The sequence below is a fragment of the Polaromonas sp. P3_C2 genome, from assembly GCF_056402675.1.
On record NZ_JBFUGX010000651.1, the window covers coordinates 1 to 2,282 of the forward strand.

The window sequence follows — 2,282 nt, forward strand, 5'->3', positions numbered from 1 at the left end:
AGCACCATGGCGGCATGGCGCGAGTTGCGGTCGGAAGCAGAAGCCGTGATCTGTTGCATGGCTTGTATGGTGCGCAGGGCCGCCTCTCCCGACAAACGATATTAGTGCGCGGCACGTGTGAGAAAATTGCACGCATGTTGCCTCGCCTGCCCCCGTTGAACGCGGTCCGCGCTTTCGCTGCGGCGGCGCGCCATCAGAGTTTCAGCCGGGCTGCCCTGGAATTGCATGTAACGCACGGCGCCATCAGCCGCCAGATCAAGGTGCTAGAAACCTATCTCGGCGTGGACCTGTTCGAGCGAAAAACACGGCAAGTTCTTCTGACGGCAGCCGGCCATCAGTTCCATACGCAAGTGGGCCCCGCACTCGAGCAGATTGGCGCAGCCGCCGAATCACTCAGGGGTGGAACGCCATTGCGCGCCGTCAAGATCAACGTCCGGCCCACGTTCGCGGTGCGCTGGCTGATTCCAAGGTTGTCAGCGTTCGTGGCGAAGCACCCTGACATCGAACCGCAGGTGATGACCAGCACCTTGCCGCCGGACAAAGCGGTAGATGAGTTCGATCTGGCCATCCGGCGGAGCACCAGGGGGTGGCCGCCGGCGATGCAGATTCATCCATTTCTGGAGGACGAAGTTCTTGTTGTTGGGTCGCCCGCATTGTTTGCCAGCCGCCCCGTCACCGGCCCGCACTCTTTGGCGTCCCATGTCTTGCTGTTATCCAAATCGCGCAGCCACGATTGGGAGAACTGGAAAAAGCAGGTGAACGCGCCAGAGTTGAATCCAGCCAGTTGCCTGCAATTTGATCATTTGCACTTTGTGCTTCAGGCCGCCGTCGACGGGTTGGGTTTTGCCTTGGCGCCGGTATCGCAAATTACCCATGACATGGCGGCGGGACGGTTGATAAGCCCCTTGCCGGAATTGCGGATGGCGCTGGGTCGCCACTATTTTGGCCTTGCGCCCAATGCCGCCCCGGAGACGCAGCAGTTTGCGCAGTGGCTGATGGATGAACTGAACGCCGCGCCTTCTTGAGACCGGCAGCGAAGCGCCGCGCCGTGTAGGAGATCACCGACCTTTTTTCGGGAATGCCGCGCGCGAAGCGCCCTGCCCCGGTGCAGTATTTTCAAGCTCTCGCCATCACAGCGATCACGGCGAAGAAAACCCAGCCAAGGAGAACCGACATGCCCAGAGGCGACAAATCTGCCTACAGCGACAAGCAAAAGCGCAAGGCTGAACACATTGAAGAAGGCTACGAAGACCGCGGCGTCGGCAAGGAAGAAGCCGAGCGCCGCGCCTGGGCCACCGTCAACAAGGAAACCGGCGGCGGCAAAAAGTCGGGCTCGGGCCGCGGCAAGGCCGAAAACCATGCACCGTCCCGAAAAGGCGGGCGCCTTGGCGGCGCAGCAGCAGCCTCCCGCACGGCGCAAGAGCGGTCAGCTTCTGCCAAAAAGGCTGCCGCCACCCGCAAGCGGAATGCGGCCAGGAAATAGCGCCTGCGGATCAAGCTGCCAGCGGGCGCAATGGCTGCACGAGGCGCCGTGAAATCGCTATTGTTTTGATAGCTGCTCGCGCCCATCCACATTGCCTCAACGAGCTAAATTACCCTTAAAAACGGGCTCTCAAGGCACCCAAAAAGACGCTTGGGCAGAGGAAAAAACATCGAAACGCTCAAAAACTGCCGTTTTTTTGCCTGTTTCGGGCATCAAATCGCGTTCAAGCCCAATAGGAATCTGCGCGAGCAGCTATAGAAAAGATAGCAAAAATCAAACAACACCCAGACAGTGGAAGCAGCAACTACCTCGGCCATGGCAGCCTGCGGATCCTGGCCAGCGCTTCGCGCAGCCACATCACCATCAGCGCTGCGCCGGAGGCCGTACCCGCTTGCGAGCGTTGATCACACGGGCACCGGCATCAACACCATGGCAAACCCCGGTGGCAACCAGACCGGCAACGGCAAGCATCGCGGCGGTATGAACGCTTACCGCCGCGAGGGCCAGCGCCAGCGGTCCTGATCCGGTTAACCCTGCGACCGATGCCTCCCCTGCGCACAATGGAATCAGGGCCGGCACCAGCATCAAGCCGGCGCCGTGCGCGGTGGACATCATGAAAGACCAGAGCGCCAGCCCGGCATGCCCCGCCGGCGCGCGCGCCGCCCTGGGTGCGCGGCCCGACAGGTGAACCACGGCGAAGGCGGCCAGCAGGCCGCCTGCCAGGACCTGCAAGGTGAAGCGATCCAGCGCCACGCCCCCTGCCACCGCGCCGGCCACCAGCGCGATCGATGCGGTGTGC

The 2,282-nt window shown here is 62.0% G+C and carries 3 protein-coding genes; 2 read left to right on the forward strand and 1 reads right to left on the reverse strand.

The features are described 5' to 3' along the window. Nucleotides 1-134 precede the first annotated feature (134 nt). Together AC1DWI_RS20260 and AC1DWI_RS20265 are read left to right on the forward strand one after the other, a co-directional pair. Nucleotides 135-1,025, forward strand: coding sequence for a LysR substrate-binding domain-containing protein (locus AC1DWI_RS20260; protein ID WP_477670903.1), 891 nt, complete (start codon nucleotides 135-137; stop codon nucleotides 1,023-1,025). A 149-nt stretch (nucleotides 1,026-1,174) separates the two neighbouring features. Continuing rightward, the gene (locus AC1DWI_RS20265) at nucleotides 1,175-1,483 is read left to right on the forward strand and encodes a plasmid stabilization protein (protein WP_477670904.1); all 309 of its coding nucleotides are present in this window, start codon (nucleotides 1,175-1,177) and stop codon (nucleotides 1,481-1,483) included. 363 nt (nucleotides 1,484-1,846) lie between these two features. Here the strand turns inward: AC1DWI_RS20265 and AC1DWI_RS20270 are convergent. Beyond that, the coding region (locus AC1DWI_RS20270) for a hypothetical protein (RefSeq protein WP_477725586.1) at nucleotides 1,847-2,282 on the reverse strand (436 nt) is incomplete at its 5' end.

Coding starts and splice junctions, on each gene's coding strand:
- AC1DWI_RS20260 (WP_477670903.1), top strand. CDS start 135: ATGTTGCCTCGCCTGCCCCCGTTGAACGCGGTCCGCGCTTTCGCTGCG.
- AC1DWI_RS20265 (WP_477670904.1), top strand. CDS start 1,175: ATGCCCAGAGGCGACAAATCTGCCTACAGCGACAAGCAAAAGCGCAAG.